General features: G+C 57.0%; 17 protein-coding genes and 1 tRNA gene. 7 read left to right on the forward strand and 11 right to left on the reverse strand.

Annotated elements, in window-relative coordinates; genetic code table 11:
* Positions 1-25: 25 nt before the first annotated feature.
* The 3 genes from iscR to trmJ form a co-directional block, all read right to left on the reverse strand.
* Positions 26-517 (reverse strand): Fe-S cluster assembly transcriptional regulator IscR, encoded by a 492-nt coding sequence (gene iscR / locus ACLEJR_RS08125; protein ID WP_024777044.1) that lies wholly within the window; start codon positions 515-517, stop codon positions 26-28.
* A gap of 246 nt (positions 518-763) precedes the next feature.
* Positions 764-1,540, reverse strand: coding sequence for a serine O-acetyltransferase (gene cysE, locus ACLEJR_RS08130; RefSeq protein ID WP_207966500.1), 777 nt, complete (start codon positions 1,538-1,540; stop codon positions 764-766).
* A gap of 1 nt (position 1,541) precedes the next feature.
* Positions 1,542-2,312 carry a tRNA (cytosine(32)/uridine(32)-2'-O)-methyltransferase TrmJ gene (trmJ, locus tag ACLEJR_RS08135; RefSeq protein ID WP_440791422.1) on the reverse strand — a complete coding sequence of 257 codons (771 nt, stop codon included), beginning with the start codon at positions 2,310-2,312 and terminating at the stop codon, positions 1,542-1,544.
* Positions 2,313-2,456: 144 nt separating this feature from the next.
* Between trmJ and suhB the strand changes: the two genes are divergently transcribed.
* The 3 genes from suhB to ACLEJR_RS08150 all read left to right on the forward strand — a co-directional run bounded on the left by suhB (position 2,457) and on the right by ACLEJR_RS08150 (position 5,636).
* A complete protein-coding gene (gene suhB / locus ACLEJR_RS08140; protein WP_003185165.1) occupies positions 2,457-3,275 on the forward strand; it encodes a type III secretion system regulator SuhB in 819 nt (272 codons plus the stop codon).
* A gap of 325 nt (positions 3,276-3,600) precedes the next feature.
* Positions 3,601-5,364: an S-type pyocin domain-containing protein gene (locus tag ACLEJR_RS08145; RefSeq protein ID WP_440813192.1), complete on the forward strand. Its 1,764-nt coding sequence runs from the start codon at positions 3,601-3,603 to the stop codon at positions 5,362-5,364.
* Positions 5,364-5,636 carry a hypothetical protein gene (locus ACLEJR_RS08150; RefSeq protein WP_440791425.1) on the forward strand — a complete coding sequence of 91 codons (273 nt, stop codon included), beginning with the start codon at positions 5,364-5,366 and terminating at the stop codon, positions 5,634-5,636. The genes ACLEJR_RS08145 and ACLEJR_RS08150 overlap by 1 nt, the downstream gene beginning before the upstream one ends.
* Before the next feature lie 176 nt (positions 5,637-5,812).
* On the opposite strand, the gene ACLEJR_RS08155 is transcribed toward ACLEJR_RS08150, so the two are convergent.
* From ACLEJR_RS08155 to queA, 6 genes are all read right to left on the reverse strand, one after another.
* Positions 5,813-6,355, reverse strand: coding sequence for a glycine zipper 2TM domain-containing protein (locus tag ACLEJR_RS08155; RefSeq protein ID WP_440813195.1), 543 nt, complete (start codon positions 6,353-6,355; stop codon positions 5,813-5,815).
* Positions 6,356-6,472: 117 nt separating this feature from the next.
* Positions 6,473-7,387 (reverse strand): protein translocase subunit SecF, encoded by a 915-nt coding sequence (gene secF / locus ACLEJR_RS08160; protein ID WP_440791429.1) that lies wholly within the window; start codon positions 7,385-7,387, stop codon positions 6,473-6,475.
* Positions 7,388-7,396: 9 nt separating this feature from the next.
* On the reverse strand, positions 7,397-9,265 hold the full coding sequence (secD, locus tag ACLEJR_RS08165; RefSeq protein ID WP_440813197.1) for a protein translocase subunit SecD: 1,869 nt from the start codon (positions 9,263-9,265) through the stop codon (positions 7,397-7,399).
* 65 nt (positions 9,266-9,330) lie between these two features.
* The gene (yajC, locus tag ACLEJR_RS08170; protein ID WP_440791432.1) at positions 9,331-9,666 is read right to left on the reverse strand and encodes a preprotein translocase subunit YajC; all 336 of its coding nucleotides are present in this window, start codon (positions 9,664-9,666) and stop codon (positions 9,331-9,333) included.
* A 43-nt stretch (positions 9,667-9,709) separates the two neighbouring features.
* Complete coding sequence (tgt, locus tag ACLEJR_RS08175; RefSeq protein ID WP_440813339.1) at positions 9,710-10,825, reverse strand: tRNA guanosine(34) transglycosylase Tgt; 1,116 nt, start codon at positions 10,823-10,825, stop codon at positions 9,710-9,712.
* A 14-nt stretch (positions 10,826-10,839) separates the two neighbouring features.
* Positions 10,840-11,889, reverse strand: coding sequence for a tRNA preQ1(34) S-adenosylmethionine ribosyltransferase-isomerase QueA (queA, locus tag ACLEJR_RS08180; RefSeq protein ID WP_232776082.1), 1,050 nt, complete (start codon positions 11,887-11,889; stop codon positions 10,840-10,842).
* A gap of 108 nt (positions 11,890-11,997) precedes the next feature.
* Between queA and ACLEJR_RS08185 the strand changes: the two genes are divergently transcribed.
* From ACLEJR_RS08185 to ACLEJR_RS08195, 3 genes are all read left to right on the forward strand, one after another.
* Positions 11,998-12,082: transfer RNA gene (locus tag ACLEJR_RS08185), tRNA-Leu, on the forward strand.
* A gap of 288 nt (positions 12,083-12,370) precedes the next feature.
* A complete protein-coding gene (locus ACLEJR_RS08190) occupies positions 12,371-12,700 on the forward strand; it encodes a hypothetical protein (protein WP_092165661.1) in 330 nt (109 codons plus the stop codon).
* 84 nt (positions 12,701-12,784) lie between these two features.
* The gene (locus ACLEJR_RS08195; protein WP_440813200.1) at positions 12,785-14,038 is read left to right on the forward strand and encodes a hypothetical protein; all 1,254 of its coding nucleotides are present in this window, start codon (positions 12,785-12,787) and stop codon (positions 14,036-14,038) included.
* Between the two features lie 423 nt (positions 14,039-14,461).
* On the opposite strand, the gene ACLEJR_RS08200 is transcribed toward ACLEJR_RS08195, so the two are convergent.
* The gene (locus tag ACLEJR_RS08200) at positions 14,462-14,821 is read right to left on the reverse strand and encodes a DUF6124 family protein (protein WP_440813201.1); all 360 of its coding nucleotides are present in this window, start codon (positions 14,819-14,821) and stop codon (positions 14,462-14,464) included.
* Between the two features lie 414 nt (positions 14,822-15,235).
* On the reverse strand, positions 15,236-15,625 hold the full coding sequence (locus ACLEJR_RS08205) for a MerR family transcriptional regulator (protein ID WP_440791448.1): 390 nt from the start codon (positions 15,623-15,625) through the stop codon (positions 15,236-15,238).
* A 74-nt stretch (positions 15,626-15,699) separates the two neighbouring features.
* Between ACLEJR_RS08205 and ACLEJR_RS08210 the strand changes: the two genes are divergently transcribed.
* Entirely contained in the window at positions 15,700-16,770 is a 1,071-nt protein-coding gene (locus ACLEJR_RS08210; protein ID WP_440813203.1) for an SDR family oxidoreductase, read from the forward strand.
* Positions 16,771-16,791 lie beyond the last annotated feature (21 nt).

Here is a 16,791-nt window from a genome sequence, read left to right on the forward strand (position 1 = left end):
TGGCGTTCCGCTTGCTCTGTGGCGGTCATTCGACGGCGGACGCTTCAATCTTGTCCAGGTGCGGCGCCTTGCCATTGCAACGGCGCTGGTCCTGACGCTGGGCTACTTCTTGCACCTCACGGCGGGTGACAAGGTCAGCCAAGCTGATACCGCTCAGAAATTCGTGGATCTGCAAGCTCAGGTCGCACCACAAGTGGTGGGTCAGGCAAGTATCACCGCCATGGCAGTCGCCAAGGCCCTGGCATTTGGTCGCATCGACCGATTCGTTTACCGCATCGATCACCTGGGCGACCTGGATGCCCTGCATGTCACGGGACAGCTGATAACCGCCGCCGGGACCGCGGACGCTGGAAACCAGGTTGCTGCGGCGCAGCTTGGCGAACAGCTGCTCCAGATAAGACAGGGAAATGCCCTGGCGCTCGGAGATATCGGCCAGGGACACCGGCCCGTGCTGCGCGTGCAATGCCAGATCCAGCATCGCGGTCACGGCGTATCGGCCTTTTGTAGTCAGTCGCATGGACAATTACCACGGAGTTCGGAATGGGGGCGAGTATGCAATTCCCGAGTATTTAAGTCAAGTATAAGACCTAGTGGGTTACTCAGGTTTACCCGCGAAAGAGCGGGCGCATGATAGCAAAGGGTGATCGCCGGGGACCAGCGATACCGCGTGATCGTTCATCGCGAACATCGCCCCCACAGGGATCGCATAAACGCCACGATTCAATGTGGGAGCGAGCCGGCTCGCGATGAGGCCAGCCAGGTTTCAGCTGGCCTGGGTTTCATCCTTGTCCTTCACACACGCGAAATCTTCCTCGCGCAGCTCCGGCAGGTCCTTGGCACAGTAATTACTGCCCAGGTCTTTCAGGGCGCCACACATCCCCTCCAGGCGCCCATCGACGGCCTGCAGGTGATCGAGCAGTTGATTGATGGCGCGAGCCACCGGGTCGGGCATGTCTTCGCCGACACCGTAGGCATCGAAGCCGATCTTCTCGGCCATGGCCTTGCGGCGGGCGTCCTGCTCATCATCGGACTTGACGATGATCCGCCCCGGAATACCGACCACGGTCGCCCCTGGCGGCACAGCCTTGGTCACCACGGCGTTGGAACCGACTTTCGCCCCAGCGCCCACGGTGAACGGCCCGAGCACCTTGGCGCCGGCCCCTACCACCACACCGTCCTCCAGCGTCGGGTGGCGCTTGCCCTTGTTCCAGCTGGTACCGCCGAGGGTCACGCCCTGGTACAGCGTCACGTCGTCGCCGATCTCGGCGGTTTCACCGATGACGATGCCCATGCCATGGTCGATGAAGAACCGGCGACCGACCTTGGCCCCAGGATGGATCTCGATCCCGGTCAGCCAGCGTCCGAAGTTGGAGACCAGCCGCGCCAGCCACTTCCAGCCCAGGTTCCACAACGCGCCGGACAGCCGGTGGATCCAGATGGCGTGCATCCCCGGGTAGCAGGTCAGCACTTCAAAGGCATTGCGCGCCGCTGGGTCACGATGGAAAACGCTCTGGATATCTTCACGCAAACGTTCGAACATTTTATTTCTTCCGCTTAATCAGCTCGCCACGGGCCGCTTTCTGGGTTTCCGTGAGGATGCCGCGCAATATATTCATTTCCGCCCGGCTGACCGAGCTTCGTCCGTACAACCGACGCAGGCGCGCCATCAAGTGTCGCGGTTTCTCCGGGTCGAGGAACTCGATGTCCACCAGGGTCTGTTCCAGGTGTTCAAAGTATCGTTCCAGCTCATCCATGGTCGCCAGTGTCTCACTGCGCGGCGACGTCACCTCGGTTTTCTCGACCTTGCTTGGCTGGCCTTCAGCTGCCAGCCAGGCCATGCGCACTTCATAACCCAATACCTGCACCGCCGCCGCGAGGTTCAGGGAACTGAACGTCGGGTCGGAAGGGATATGCACGTGAAAGTGACATCGCTGCAGCTCTTCGTTGGTCAGGCCGGAGTCTTCACGACCGAACACCAAGGCGATCTCGCCGCCCTGCCCCGCTTCCTCGACGACCCTGGTCCCGCACTCACGGGGGTCGAGCAGCGGCCAGGGGATGCGTCGGTCACGGGCACTGGTGCCGAGCACCAGATTGCACCCGACCAAGGCGTCTTCCAGGGTGGCGACCACTTGCGCGCCCGTCAGGACATCATCGGCACCGGACGCCCGGGCATCGGCTTCGTGATGGGGAAACAGCCGCGGCTCGACCAGCACCAGGCGCGACAGGCCCATGTTCTTCATGGCCCGCGCAGCTCCGCCGATGTTACCCGGATGGCTGGTATTGACCAGGACGACACGAATGTTCTGCAACAAGGGAGGCGCTCTCGAACACGATAAAGGGAGCAAATCTTACATAAGCACCTACCGTTAAGCTATGAAAGCGAACAGCAACCTTCACCTGAGAAAACTTTCTGATAGAATGCGCGGCTTTCTTTAACAACCTTAGGTGACACATCCATGCAGCCCATGCTGAATATCGCGCTGCGCGCCGCCCGCAGCGCCAGTGAACTGATCTTCCGCTCCATCGAGCGCCTGGATACCATCAAGGTCGATGAAAAAGATGCCAAGGACTACGTGTCCGAGGTCGATCGCGCCGCCGAACAGAAAATCGTCGACGCCCTGCGCAAGGCTTACCCGAACCACTCCATCCTCGGTGAAGAGACCGGCATGCATGCCGGTACAGGCATCGAAGGCGAAGAGTACCTGTGGATCATCGATCCGCTGGACGGCACCACCAACTTCCTGCGCGGCATCCCTCACTTCGCGGTCAGCATCGCCTGCAAATACCGTGGTCGCCTGGAACACGCCGTCGTGCTGGACCCGGTTCGCCAGGAAGAATTCACCGCCAGCCGTGGCCGTGGCGCCCAACTGAACGGCCGTCGCCTGCGCGTCAGTGGCCGCACCAGCCTGGACGGCGCCCTGCTGGGTACCGGCTTCCCGTTCCGTGACGACCAGATGGACAACCTGGATAACTACCTGGGCATGTTCCGCGCCCTGGTCGGCCAGACCGCCGGCATCCGCCGCGCCGGCGCTGCCAGCCTGGACCTGGCTTATGTGGCGGCGGGTCGTTTCGATGCGTTCTGGGAATCGGGCCTGTCCGAGTGGGACATGGCGGCAGGCGCCCTGCTGATCCAGGAAGCCGGCGGCTTGGTGAGCGACTTCACTGGCGGCCATGACTTCCTTGAAAAAGGTCACATCGTCGCCGGCAACACCAAGTGCTTCAAGGCCGTGTTGACCGCCATCCAGCCACACCTGCCGGCTTCGCTGAAACGCTAAGCGACTGGCTGCAGAAAAGAGCACCCTTCGGGGTGCTTTTTTTGTGCCTGTCATTCCACCCCACCAACGACCTCATTCCTTGTGGGGGTTCGCCAACGATAGCGGCGAGTCAGTCACCACATGTACTCCAATTAATACCGCCATCGCAGGCAAGCCCTGATACCAACCAGTCAAGCCATGCAAGAAATATATGGGTATTAATTGGTATTGAATTCCAACCATTTCACATGCAGTAAAAATTTCATTATTGCTCAGGCGCCATTGCTACGGCATAACTTAAGGTGCTTATTTCAATAAAAAACTCAAACTACAGCAAGGATGCTGCATGCAAAAGTCGATTTCCCCTCCTTCACCGTTGAAATTGCCAAACATTCCGCCCAACTTTAACAAAATACATACCGGCTTCTTTTCAAATCTTGATGCTGCTCTGAATTGGGACGGCACTCATCCGCCAGTTACTGTGGATCACCGCATTGAAACTATCGACAGAGAGCACGACGCATATTCAAAGTTGGTAGCCATAGCGCATTCTGTCCAAGATCAGATAGAAAGCGCCTTCTCGAATAGCACGACGGGAGTGCGAAATGAAATTGATATACGCATAAATTCGGCTATTGATACCCACCCATTCAATGAGTTTGAAGGCACCTTAAAAAAGAAAGCAATCATTGTCGAGCTCCTACAACGAATTGAAATGAATAGGAGCTGGTATGAAGCGGACATCTTATTCGGTGTAGACCCACTGTCGCTGGACAGCACTGAAATGGGTGAGATGTTCGCGGCATATGTCGACACTGCAGAACACGAGTATGAACGCCTAGGTTATTACGAAAATTTCCTGAGATCTCTGACAGCCGCCTACGTTAAACGAATTCTTGTCGAGGCTGTGTCTGCGTTAGAGGACGCTTCTCCAGCCATAGATGCTGCAATCCAGAATGCCTTGGCTAGAGGCGAAACTGTCTACAGCTTCAATTTACCCCTTGGTCAATCTGCACAGTTGGTAACCGTGGCGGGCACTGCCACTGTCCAAAATGCAGACGGTTGGACCTTCGAGGCCGCGCTCCGCAAAAGCATTCTGTTATTAACAGGGCTGGGAGAAGCACTTCTGAGTCGTGCAACGGCGATTGGTATTGGTGCGTTGTTCTATTCACCTGCTCTGGGTAACGGCGAGCGTTTTCCTCAAACGGTCCTCAAGCTATCTGGTAGCACAGTCTTGCCAGATGCACCGTCTAACCTGAATGAAATTGCCGCTGCCGAAGGAACCGTCGATCTTCCCTATCGGATTTATGGTGACCTCAACCAATACACACTCGTTGCAACACCGACGGGTGGGAACATTTCGCCAGCGGTGCCAGTTCGGGCGCTGGAGTTTGACCAGAAGACCAACAGCTACAGCTTCACCTCCACCGACACACCGCCCATCACCCTCAGTTTTCCCATTATCCACTGGGAAAACAGTTCGACAATCTCACCTGCCAGACCAGTGGAAATACCGAGATACACTGGAGTTGATCTGTTACCGCTGCACGCACAACCTGTACCATTACCAGCTATCGAGCCACCTGACTTCAGGGATTGTATTTACTGCTTTCCAATCGACAGTGGCCTGCCACCGATTTACGTTGTTTTCAACAGCCCTTATGAAGGGGCCACCACGAGAGGGAAGTACAGTGGTCGATTCTTTAATCCAGCTAAAGCTGGAGGCGCAATCCAGAATTTAGATTGGACCAATGCTATCGTGACGAAAGCGGGTATAAGCCTAGTCAAATTGAATATTAGGCGTTTCCCCGTTGCGGATGCCAATGTGATCATGGTTGATCGTCTTGAAAAAATTCTTAGAGGTGAACTAGCAATCACAGCTACCGACAAACGCTTCTATACTCATGAACTCAGAGAGCTTGAACGCTTCAGAAACCTAGGGGTAGCGGATGGCGTTGACCCCAATGATGAAGGTGTCACTTGGAATAACGCTCACGCGGCAACCCTAGAAGATTACAAACTCAAAGACGCTTTTGAATTACTCTATACACCTGACGCCATAGAAGCAGACAATAAAAGAGAGTACAAAAAAAATAGGAGGAGAAAATAATGAGCGTCATTGAGGAAATTGTGCTTAACGAAAAGCCTGAGGAAGTGATTCTATTTGTCACAAAATATGAGCGAGGCATTTCTCTTCCCCAACTAGACGGCCTGTATAGCCGAGCTAAATGGGCACATGTTTCGGATAATATGGGCCTATTAAGAATCGTTAAACAAATGTGTGACGCTGGATTTATAAAATATAGCGGCTCTGGGATTGTCAGAGGGAAAAACTGGAGAGAGCCAGCATTCATGCTAGAAGGCAAATATACGTTTGATTGACTGTTAAGCGCCTACCACTTCTAGAGCGGTACTCCAAAGCCGAGCGTGAAGCATAAAAAATCCGATGCCCGCATAGGCATCGGATTTTGTTTTCTTGCGGCTGAAGGTCAAGCAAGAGGGCTTAACTGATCGGCATTGCCCGTAGGGTGCTTTTCGTTACAGCCGGCTCAGGCCAATCACTGCTGCGCCTGCGACAGGATCAGCTGGCCTTCCTTGTTCACCGGGATCTGGTTGCCCGGATCGCGATCCATGCGGACTTTGCCTTCTTTGCCGTCGAGCATGTAGCGTACGTCGTAGCCAACCACCTTGTCGCTGATGTCGTTGACGGTGTTGCAGCGAGTCTGGGTGGTGGTGTAGGTGTCGCGTTCCTGCATGCCTTCTTGAATCTTGTTGCCGGCGTAACCGCCGCCTGCTGCACCGGCCACGGTGGCGATTTTCTTGCCGGTGCCGCCGCCGACCTGGTTACCGAGCAGGCCACCCGCCAGGGCGCCGATCACGGTGCCGGCGATCTGGTGTTGATCCTGAACCGGTTTCTGCCGGGTCACGGTGACATCCTTACACACTTCACGTGGAGTCTTGATCTGAGTCTTGACCGGCTCCACGGCCAACACTTGTGCATACTCAGGACCACTTTTCACCAAGCTGTAGGTCGCGACCGCACCACCGGCAGTTACACCGACAGCACCCAATACCGCACCAACCAGCATCGACTTGTTCACTTGAACCTCCTGACCATCACAAGCGGAATAATCCGCGCTTCTCCCAGCCTTGGAGCATAAAAAAAGGCGCGAGTTCAACTCGCGCCTTTCAAGGGGTGACGGGCGGGAAGCCGAGCCTTATGGGCGGTCGTCCACCTGAGTCTCAGTGGCCGCTGGAGGAATCAGGTCCTCGGTGCTCAGGTTCAGCCAGATCAGCACCACGTTGGCGATGTAGATCGACGAGTAGGTACCCGCCAACACACCGACGAACAGCGCGATGGAGAAACCGAACAGGTTGTCGCCACCAAAGAACAACAGCGCGGCAATCGCCAGCAAGGTGGAGATCGACGTTGCCATGGTCCGCAGCAGGGTCTGGGTGGTCGAGATGTTGATGTTCTCGATCAACGAGGCCTTGCGCAGCACCCGGAAGTTCTCACGGACCCGGTCGAACACCACGATGGTGTCGTTGAGCGAGTAGCCGATGATCGCCAGCACCGCCGCCAGCACTGTCAGGTCGAAAGTGATCTGGAAGAACGAGAGGATGCCCACGGTCACGATCACGTCGTGGATCAGCGAGACAATCGCACCCACCGCGAACTTCCACTGAAAGCGGAAAGCCAGGTAGATCAGGATGCCGCCCAGCGCCATCAGCATGCCGAGGCCGCCCTGGTCGCGCAGCTCTTCACCGACCTGCGGACCGACGAACTCGACGCGCTTGACCTGCGCCGGGTTGTCGCCGCCGGCCTGCTGCAGGGCTTCGGCAACCTGGTGACCCAGTTGCGGATCTTCGCCAGGCATACGCACCAGCAGGTCGGTGGTTGCACCGAAGCTCTGCACGATGGCTTCGTGGTAACCGGACGTCGCCAGCTGCTCACGCACCTTGGTGACGTCGGCCGGACGCTCGTAGGTCAGCTCGATGAGCGTACCGCCGGTGAAGTCCAGGCCGTAGTTCAGGCCCTTGGTGGCCCAACTGAACAACGCCAGTACGGTAAGAAACAATGTGACGCCGAACGCAACGTTGCGAACGCCCATGAAGTTGATTGTACGTAACATGGCAGCCCCTTAAATCCACAACTTCTTGAAGTCACGACCGCCAAAGATCAGGTTGACCATTGCGCGGGTCACCATGATGGCCGTGAACATCGAGGTAAAGATCCCGAGGGACATGGTCACTGCGAAGCCCTTGACCGGGCCGGTGCCCATGGCGAAGAGAATCCCGCCGACCAGCAACGTGGTCAGGTTGGCGTCGAGGATCGCGGTGAATGCCCGGCCGAAGCCTTCGTTGATTGCCCGTTGGATCGACATGCCGGCGGCGATCTCTTCACGGATCCGCGAGAAGATCAGCACGTTGGCGTCCACCGCCATACCCATGGTCAGCACGATACCGGCGATACCCGGCAGGGTCAGTGTAGCCCCCAGCAGCGACATCAGCGCCAGCAGCATCACCATGTTCACCGCCAGCGCGACCGTGGCGATGATGCCGAAGAAGCGGTAGATGGCGATGATGAACAGCGACACAAACAGCATGCCCCACAACGAAGCGTCGATACCCTTGGTGATGTTGTCGGCACCCAGGCTCGGGCCGATGGTGCGCTCTTCAGCGAAGTACATCGGCGCGGCCAGGCCACCGGCACGCAGCAACAGGGCCAGCTCCGAGGATTCACCCTGGCCGTTCAGGCCGGTGATGCGGAACTGGCTGCCCAGTGGCGACTGGATGGTCGCCAGGCTGATGATCTTCTTCTCTTCCTTGAAGGTCTGCACCGGAACGTCTTTCTCGACACCATTGACCACTTGCCTGGTGTAGGTGGTGGTCGGCTTCTGCTCGATGAAGATCACCGCCATGCTGCGACCGACGTTGCTGCGCGTGGCGCGGCTCATCAGTTCGCCGCCGTGGCCGTCGAGGTGGATGTTCACCTGTGGACGACCGTGCTCGTCGAAGCTCGCCTGGGCGTCGGTGACCTGGTCACCGGTGATGATCAGGCCACGCTCGATCTGCGCCGCCGGACGATTGCCCTCACGGAATTCGAAGCTTTCGGACGTCGCCTTGGAGGCACCCGGCTCGGCCGCGAGGCGGAATTCCAGGTTGGCGGTCTTGCCGAGGATACGCTTGGCTTCGGCAGTGTCCTGCACGCCCGGCAGTTCGACCACGATGCGGTTGGCACCCTGGCGTTGCACGATCGGTTCGGCCACACCCAGCTCGTTGACGCGGTTACGGACCGTGGTCAAGTTCTGCTTGATGGAGTATTCGCGGATTTCCGCCAGCTTGGCCGGGGTCATCGCCAGACGCAGCACCGCCTGACCATTGAGGTCGGCCGGTACAATGTCAAAATCGTTGAAGGTCTTGCGGATCAGTGCACGGGCCTGCTCGCGGGTATCTTCATCGCTGAAGCCCAGCTGAATGGCACCGTTGAAGGCCGGCAGGCTGCGGTAGCGCACGCGCTCTTTACGCAACAGGCTCTTGACGTCGCCTTCGTAGACTTTCATGCGCGCGTCGAGGGCTTTGTCCATGTCCACTTCCAGCAGGAAGTGCACACCACCAGACAAGTCCAGGCCGAGCTTCATGGGGTGCGCGCCGAATTTGCGCAGCCATTGCGGGGTGGTCTGGGCCAGGTTCAGGGCTACAACGTAATCGTCGCCCATGGCCTTGCGCACCACGTCCTTGGCCGGCAACTGGTCTTCAGCCTTGACCAGGCGCAACAGGCCGCCCTTGCCGTTTTCGGCGATGGACGCCGCTTTGACTTCGATTCCCGAAGCCTTGAGCGCAGCGCTCGCACGGTCCAGATCCGCCTGGGTGACCTGCAAGGCAGTGCTTGCGCCACTGACCTGGATGGCCGGGTCATCCGGGTAGAGATTGGGAGCGGAATAAATCAGACCAATCGCCAGCACCGCCAGGATCAGTACATATTTCCACAGAGGGTATTTGTTCAGCATCACGCCGCCCGCTTATGACGCGGGGCGCCTTGCGCGCCCCGTCGATTGAAGAGAAGTTGAAAACCTTAGATCGCTTTCAGCGTGCCCTTTGGCAGCGTGGCCGCGATAGCGCCCTTCTGGAACTTCATTTCAACAGTGTCGGACACTTCCAGAACCACGAAATCGTCCGCCACTTTGGTGATCTTGCCAGCGATGCCGCCGGTGGTGACCACTTCGTCGCCCTTCTGCAGGTTGCTCAGCAGGTTCTTCTGCTCTTTGGCGCGCTTGGCCTGTGGACGCCAGATCATCAGGTAGAAGATGACCAGGAAGCCGACCAGGAAAATCCACTCGAAACCGCCACCCATAGGCGCAGCTGCAGGGGCAGCGGCATCAGCCATGGCGTTAGAGATAAAAAAGCTCATTTAGCACTCCAGTTGCAAGTATTGAATCTTAGGATCGGAAAACTCAGTCCAAGGGCGGTACAGGCAACCCGCGCTTGGCATAGAAGGCCTCGACGAAGGCGGCCAATGTACCCTGTTGAATAGCCTCGCGCAAACCAGCCATAAGTACCTGGTAATGACGCAAATTGTGGATCGTATTCAACATGCTACCGAGCATTTCGCCGCACTTGTCCAAATGATGCAGATAAGCGCGGGAGAAGTTCTTGCACGTGTAGCAGTCGCAGGTCGGATCCAGCGGCGAATCATCATGGCGATGGAACGCGTTACGGATCTTCAGCACGCCCGCGTCGATGAACAGATGCCCATTGCGGGCATTACGGGTTGGCATCACGCAATCGAACATGTCCACCCCGCGGCGCACACCCTCAACCAGATCTTCCGGTTTGCCAACGCCCATAAGGTAACGAGGTTTGTCAGCAGGCATCTGGCCCGGCAGGTAATCCAGCACCTTGATCATTTCATGCTTGGGTTCGCCTACCGACAGGCCGCCAATCGCCAGGCCGTCGAAACCGATCTTGTCCAGGCCTTCGAGCGAGCGCATGCGCAGGTCCTGGTGCATTCCGCCCTGGACGATGCCGAACAGCGCGGCGGTGTTGTCGCCATGGGCGTTCTTGGAACGCTGGGCCCAGCGCAACGACAGCTCCATGGACACCCGCGCCACGTCTTCATCGGCCGGGTACGGCGTGCATTCGTCGAAAATCATCACGATGTCCGAGCCCAGGTCGCGCTGCACCTGCATCGACTCTTCCGGACCCATGAACACCTTGGAACCGTCCACCGGCGAGGCGAAGGTCACACCCTCCTCCTTGATCTTGCGCATGGCGCCCAGGCTGAACACCTGGAAGCCGCCGGAGTCGGTCAGAATCGGGCCTTTCCACTGCATGAAATCGTGCAGGTCGCCGTGGGCCTTGATCACTTCCATGCCCGGACGCAGCCACAGGTGGAAGGTGTTGCCCAGGATGATTTCCGCGCCGATGGCCTCGATGTCCCGTGGCAGCATGCCCTTGACCGTGCCGTAGGTGCCCACCGGCATGAACGCAGGTGTTTCCACCGTACCGCGCGGGAAGGTCAGACGACCGCGACGAGCCTTGCCATCGGTGGCGAGCAACTCGAAGGACATGCGACAGGTGCGACTCATACTGTTTCCTCGGGTCCGCGTGGCGCGGGGTTACGGGTGATGAACATCGCATCACCGTAGCTGAAAAAGCGGTATCCATGCTCGACGGCGGCCTTGTAGGCGGCCATGGCTTCGGGATAACCGGCGAACGCCGAAACCAGCATCAACAGCGTGGATTCGGGCAAATGAAAGTTAGTGACCAGGGCATCGACCACGTGAAACGGCCGGCCTGGGTAGATGAAGATATCGGTGTCGCCACTGAACGGCTTGAGTACGCCGTCACGGGCAGCGCTTTCCAAGGAGCGCACGCTGGTGGTCCCGACCGCCACCACCCGACCGCCGCGGGCGCGACAGGCTGCCACCGCGTCGACCACTTCCTGGCTCACTTCCAGCCATTCGCTGTGCATGTGGTGGTCCTCGATGCGCTCGACCCGCACCGGCTGGAACGTCCCGGCGCCGACGTGCAGCGTCACGAACGTGGTCTCCACGCCCTTGGCGGCAATCGCTTCCAGCAACGGCTGATCGAAATGCAGCCCCGCCGTCGGCGCCGCCACCGCCCCCAGGCGCTCGGCGTACACGGTCTGATAGCGCTCGCGATCCGAACCTTCGTCCGGGCGATCTATATAAGGAGGCAGCGGCATGTGCCCGACACGGTCGAGCAGCGGCAACACCTCTTCGGCAAACTCCAGCTCGAACAACGCATCATGCCGCGCCACCATCACCGCCTCGCCCCCGCCGTCGATCAAGATCGACGAACCCGGCTTGGGCGACTTGCTGGAGCGCACATGGGCCAGCACGCGATGACTGTCCAGCACCCGCTCCACCAGAATCTCCAGCTTGCCGCCGGAGGCTTTCTGGCCAAACAACCGCGCCGGAATCACCCGGGTATTGTTGAACACCATCAAATCGCCCGGGCGCAAATGCTCCAGCAAATCAGTGAATTGACGGTGAGCCATGGCACCGCTGACCCCGTCCAGGGTCAACAGTCGACTGGCGCGACGCTCCGCCAGGGGGTGGCGAGCGATCAGCGAATCAGGGAGTTCGAAGGTAAAGTCAGCAACACGCATGATGGGGTTCGTCTAGCAGGGCCGGAAAGTCTAGCGGAAATATCAAAAATTGACCATGAAACGTGATTGACCAACGGTAGTCACCTCTCTATACTTCGCCGCCATTGAGCCCTGATGGCGGAATTGGTAGACGCGGCGGATTCAAAATCCGTTTTCGAAAGGAGTGGGAGTTCGAGTCTCCCTCGGGGCACCATCTTAAAGAAAGACCTTGAAATTCAAGGTCTTTTTTTTCGTCTACAGGAAAGTCACCCGATCCATTTGTGGCGAGGGGATTTATCCCTGCTGGGTCGCGAAGCGGCCACAACGACCAAACCTCTGGCAAGGAAGAATCTGTGGCTAGTAGGAACCCGTGGCGAGGGAGCTTGCTCCCGCTTGAGCGCAAAGCGCTCACAAAAATGTCACAGCCCCAACCAATGCTCCGCCTTGCGACGCCCAGTTGATCCACCGCCCCTCCTCATCCGCTGACAAAGGATTTCACCCCATGGAATTGCTGCTGGAAACGGTCGCTCTTTACTCGCTGAAGCTGGCTTATGAGACGGAGGGGCATAGTCCGATTTTGCGGGATGATCCGTTGATGGGCGGTTGTGATCGGGAGGTGTTTGGGTTGTTGGTGCGGCGGGGGGATTTGGTTGGGATTCATGCGACGCTACAGCAGTGTTTGGGGCGGGCGCTGGAGGCAGTTGGGGGCGAGGAGACCGTCCTGGGGCTGGAGTTGCAACGGTTGGCAGAGGATTTCAGGGCTGCGCCAATGATGGAGGAGCTTAAGGCCCCGCTCGTGGCGCTTCGGGATTATCTAAAAGAGATCCAATGACCGATCAAGTTGAGCAAGAGCGAATAACACCTAACACTTAAGTCGATATACCTCCATAAAACATCATGATTAAAGGAATTAAGCATGAGCACATCCGAGACCACAGCAGTATCTGACAGTGAATCAAAACTTAAAAATTATGCACTTAACGTTCTAAATGAAGGCAAATGGTGGTTAGTACCTGCGGCCACGCTATTTTCAATACTCCTACTTTGCAAATATTTGTGGGTTATCGGCCACCCCGAACTACTACTTGAATCCATCGGAAGCATACCCAATCTTTTAGTCTGGCTAATTTTCGTAGTGTTTGGACTACTAATCATATTGCTTTTAACAGTCATCCCTTCGCTTAGCTTTTCACTTTGCATGAGCATAGTCACATCCAACCGCGAGAACGAAATAATTCTGGCCAGGCGTTTTGTGCCCATTGTTTTATTAGGTTTCGCCCTGCTGGCAGGAATGCTGTTGGCCTCTGCATTCGACATCATCTTCGAACCATGGAAAGTTTTCTTATTAGTCGTCACTTTATCAACAGCGCTAGCAGCATGGGTACTTGTGGGCAACAAAGACAAAAGAATTCGGTTTGTAAGTCTTGGATTCGGACCAATCAAGCCGCGGAGACGTTTTTTTGCCGCCGCCGCAAAAGTTTTGGCTGCTGGAGTTTTCCTGGGCTTTACTGCAATGACAGGAGTTTTTCCAGCACAGCTCGCGCTTGGGGCTTGGCGAGGAGCCGAGTCTGGCTTGGAGGCGACGGTGGTTATCGGATATTGCTTGGCCTTCATGTTAATTTCAATGTTCCCGGTTATGGCCTTTTATACACTACAGGGAACCACGACAAATCGCTTGTTTAAAGCCACCGGGGCACTAGGATTGGTATTTATCCTAACCACCTTCTTATTGCCACCGGTCCTCGACCTTTGGGCGTTCGCCGCTGGAAATCTAATGAGGCTTCGGGACAGCCGCCCTCTACCGTATTTGGTAGATAAAGCTGATTATCCATTCGCAACCTTCGATTCAAAGCTGTGGGAGACATCGCCTATCGCTAATGACGAAAAGTTCTATACGATTCAAGCCTTCAAGCAATACCGCTTTGGCGACATCCTATTATTATGCCCGGCCCGATATGCCAATCTGTCTCTGAAACGCTTACCAACCTACTATGATGAGTGCCTGACTACGGCCGCTTCCAAAGTCAAACCAGCTTCGCCACGAATGAAAGCCATTACCTCACCCCGTCCTCTGGACGACGAAAGAAGCTGTGCATCCGTACGATCACCTACACGCCCGCCACTGAAAATTAACGAAAGCAGAACGTGCCTGTTTCAACACCCCCTCTAAGAACGAGACAAGCAGCCAACGCTCAGCTGTAAGGAAGTGACGCCTCAATCGAACCTACGGAGTTAGGTAGAACGTCACTTCACTTTCAAGCACATCCGCTAGCTCAGGATCCATGAAGCGATAGTCATCGGGAATGTTCTGAACATGCAGCTGCTTGTGCTCAAGCAGCCAAGCATACTCTGCCCGTAGACGATGCTCGTGCTTGCGCTCCATCACAAAAATGACATCAGCCCAACGGATATCCGCTGGGCCGATAGGTTTGCGTGCGTTGGGGCTAGTGCCCGCCGCATAGTAAATAAATCCGTCCCCTTTTTTTGATGAGGTGTTTGAGCGCGCAGCTCACGTCTAACGTCAAATACACGGATTGATTGGAAAAGGTCTTGCTGAGCAAGACCTTTTTTTCTTGTTGCTGAATGCGGCCGGCTATCTCACCTCAACAATATCCAACGCCCGATTCGCCATCAGCTCACTCAGCTCAATCATCTGCTGAATCCCCAACGCCACACGCCGTCGCGACCCATCCAGATCAGACGCCAAATCATCAATCATGGCATTGGCCGAAGCCAGGTTCTCACTGAGGCTGGCAAGCAAACACTCAGAATCCACATCAGCCGCGATGCGAAAAATAGTATTGGGATTGTCAGACGTTTCTTTCTGAGGCTTTGGTTTGAGGTAGAAATCCAACGCTCGCGTTGCTGCGTCGTCGAGTTCTTTGTCCCGGGCTGACTGGACGCGGGATGCGGCTTCGTCTGTCCCTGGCGGATTTGGAGTAATTTTTGCCATTCTCTTGCTTCCTGTATAGAAGCCATCACCCGCTCGCTGCTAAACGATGGGAGGCGGCTGGACGCAGGTTAGCAGACCGGGGAAACAAGAAACCGGCGCGTCCGGGGACGCCCTGCGCACAGCCACCATTGAGTGCAGGACGGGGTCCTGACTGAATGACGCTTTGCACAACCTGTTTCACCACGAGCTGCTAAACCCGATCACTGATGAGCAGTGACAGGAATCAAACTACCGACGCGGCCCAAGGCGCACAAGCCGGCGGATTCTGGCGTAGTTGTAGGCAAAGGCGCAAGGCGATGTCGGCTGAGCGTGGAAGGAAGGAGCTGATAGCGCCACGGACGTCAGCCAATTCTGACGCCGCCTTCTCTTCGACGGGCATAAGCGATGATTTACAGGCCTTCTGAAGCGCAACGTTCAGTTGGCAGCGCTATTCATCTGCTGAAGCTCAAGCTGCCTGGCAGCACTGTCTTCAAGGTTCGCACGCTCCTGATCCAGATACTGATAAATGCCTTGAAGGTTGGCGATTTTCTGTTTGATCTCCGCCATCTTCTTTTCAATCAACCTGGCGCCGTCAGCACAGTCGATCAGCTGGTTGCGCTGCGCATTCAGGATCTCGCCTATTTCCCCCAGGGAGAACCCCATGCTTTGCGCGCGCTGGATAAAGTCCAGGTCCTGTAGGGTTTGTGCTGAGTAATCGCGATAGTTGTTGGTTCGCCGCTGCGGTGAGATCAGGCCGATTTGCTCGTAGTAACGCAGCGTATGACGGCTGGCGCCGCTGCGGGCTTCGAGTTCGCCGATTTTCATGAAAACACCGCTTGACTGTAGAGTTGGGTCGACAGTTTACGCTTGGCTCCTCACCTTACAACAGGAGCAGGGAAATGAGCGTGGAGTGCTTTGTCACCGGGGGTACCGGCTTTATCGGTCAACATTTGGTGGCGAACCTGAGTGCCAAAGGTCACACGGTACGGGTGTTGATGCGTCGTCCTGAGCGACTGGCGGCACTGCGCGAGCAAGTCGCTCATTTGGGCGGGGACGCATCCCGGGTATTTGCCGTAGCCGGCGATCTGGAACGGGACAACCTCGGGCTGAGTCTTGTAGACCGGGAAGTGTTGAGGCGGGTCAAAGTCGTGTTCCATCTGGGCGCGCACTTCGCTTGGGGGCTTTCATTGGGGCAGGCGCGTGCGGTGAATGTGGAAGGGGCGAAGCGCGTGGCGCTGTTGGCGGCTGAGCAACAGAACCGGTTGGTGATGATCGGCGGCTACATGCTGAAGAATCATGAACATCTGCAACGCATCGGCATTGATCTTCGTTGTCCGGAGCTGACGGATTGGCCTGCGGTCTACCGGCGTGTCGGCAGTTATGAGGCGAGCAAGCTGGAGGCGCATTTTGCGACCCTGGCGCTCATGTCCGCCAAGGGCGGGGAAATGACCGTGGTCCATCCCGCGACGGTGTCTGGCCACAGTCGCACGGGGCATATCCTTGACGGTCAGCCGCTGGTGGCGCTGATACGCAACCTGATACAGAGAAAGCTGACCGCAGTGCCCGGTACCGCCGAGCACTGGCTGCCGATGGTCACCGTGGATTACCTGGTTGAGCTGGTGGCGGTCAGTGCTTTTGATCCTGCCATGGCGGGCCAGGAATTGCTGGCGCTGGACGCCCAGACGCCCAACTTGCGAGAACTCCTGGCAGAGGTGGCGCAACCCATCGGCTTGAAGTCCCCCAAGCATTACATGCCGCTGCGATTGCTGAAGTGGCTACTGAGGATTCCTCCCGTTGCGCGGTTCTTGAATACAAGCGCCGAGGCCTTGGACTTTATCCAGACCACGCGTTTTGATACGGCGGCGGTCGAACAATTTGCGAACAGGCATGGGATAGCCAAGCCGGATATACGGGAGTCGTTGCAGCACACTGCGATATTTGTCCACTCCCATCGTCTAGTCGCCCGCTGAGGTTAGCTCACTCGGCAGACG

Source organism: Pseudomonas sp. SMN5, assembly GCF_052041925.1.
GTDB lineage: Bacteria > Pseudomonadota > Gammaproteobacteria > Pseudomonadales > Pseudomonadaceae > Aquipseudomonas.

Bases quoted from the DNA above. Each gene is read 5' to 3' on its own strand.
- queA (WP_232776082.1), bottom strand. From the start codon at position 11,889: ATGCGTGTTGCTGACTTTACCTTCGAACTCCCTGATTCGCTGATCGCT.
- ACLEJR_RS08205 (WP_440791448.1), bottom strand. From the start codon at position 15,625: ATGAAAATCGGCGAACTCGAAGCCCGCAGCGGCGCCAGCCGTCATACG.
- secD (WP_440813197.1), bottom strand. From the start codon at position 9,265: ATGCTGAACAAATACCCTCTGTGGAAATATGTACTGATCCTGGCGGTG.
- iscR (WP_024777044.1), bottom strand. From the start codon at position 517: ATGCGACTGACTACAAAAGGCCGATACGCCGTGACCGCGATGCTGGAT.
- ACLEJR_RS08195 (WP_440813200.1), top strand. From the start codon at position 12,785: ATGAGCACATCCGAGACCACAGCAGTATCTGACAGTGAATCAAAACTT.
- ACLEJR_RS08190 (WP_092165661.1), top strand. From the start codon at position 12,371: ATGGAATTGCTGCTGGAAACGGTCGCTCTTTACTCGCTGAAGCTGGCT.
- tgt (WP_440813339.1), bottom strand. From the start codon at position 10,825: ATGTCCTTCGAGTTGCTCGCCACCGATGGCAAGGCTCGTCGCGGTCGT.
- ACLEJR_RS08200 (WP_440813201.1), bottom strand. From the start codon at position 14,821: ATGGCAAAAATTACTCCAAATCCGCCAGGGACAGACGAAGCCGCATCC.
- cysE (WP_207966500.1), bottom strand. From the start codon at position 1,540: ATGTTCGAACGTTTGCGTGAAGATATCCAGAGCGTTTTCCATCGTGAC.
- ACLEJR_RS08150 (WP_440791425.1), top strand. From the start codon at position 5,364: ATGAGCGTCATTGAGGAAATTGTGCTTAACGAAAAGCCTGAGGAAGTG.
- suhB (WP_003185165.1), top strand. From the start codon at position 2,457: ATGCAGCCCATGCTGAATATCGCGCTGCGCGCCGCCCGCAGCGCCAGT.
- ACLEJR_RS08145 (WP_440813192.1), top strand. From the start codon at position 3,601: ATGCAAAAGTCGATTTCCCCTCCTTCACCGTTGAAATTGCCAAACATT.
- yajC (WP_440791432.1), bottom strand. From the start codon at position 9,666: ATGAGCTTTTTTATCTCTAACGCCATGGCTGATGCCGCTGCCCCTGCA.
- secF (WP_440791429.1), bottom strand. From the start codon at position 7,387: ATGTTACGTACAATCAACTTCATGGGCGTTCGCAACGTTGCGTTCGGC.
- ACLEJR_RS08210 (WP_440813203.1), top strand. From the start codon at position 15,700: ATGAGCGTGGAGTGCTTTGTCACCGGGGGTACCGGCTTTATCGGTCAA.